At 33.3% G+C, this 519-nt stretch carries 1 protein-coding gene; it reads left to right on the top strand.

The genetic code is table 11. The annotated features are described in order from the left end of the window. Positions 1-229: 229 nt before the first annotated feature. Positions 230-519: NAD(P)-binding protein (locus tag H6A60_RS12420; RefSeq protein WP_205105093.1), on the top strand; the 290-nt coding region annotated here is incomplete at its 3' end.

The raw sequence follows: 519 nt of genomic DNA, 5'->3' as shown, positions 1-519 counted from the left end.
TCTTTGAACCTACATACAAAGACGATAAGTTTTTCACGGCAGAATTAATCAAGAATTTCGAAGACTTCTGCAATAAATCTGACGTAATTGTCACGAATCGGTGGAACGAATGTTTGGAACCCGTAAAAGCTAAAGTATTTACCCGCGATCTTTATAATAATAATTAATTTTTTACAAAAGCCGCTTTTTGCGGCTTTTCATTTATTTGAAACAAATAATAGGTTTTAAAATGGGTGAATTTAAGAAATTTATTCCTGAATTCGATTATCTAATCGTTGGCGCTGGTTTATTTGGAGCAGTTTTTGCAAACAAAGCCACCTCGCAAGGAAAACGGTGTCTAGTTATTGATAAACGAGATCATATTGGCGGAAATATCTATACAAAACTTGTTAATCAAATTCAAGTTCATCAATACGGAGCACACATTTTCCACACTTCAAATGACGAAGTTTGGGAATACGTCAACAAGTTTGTAACGTTTAATAATTTTATCAATTCTCCCATTGCAAATTTCAAAGG

The sequence above is a fragment of the Sutterella massiliensis genome (genome assembly GCF_016899755.1).
GTDB lineage: Bacteria > Pseudomonadota > Gammaproteobacteria > Burkholderiales > Burkholderiaceae_F > Sutterella > Sutterella massiliensis.
This window is presented reverse-complemented; position numbering and strand designations above follow the sequence as displayed.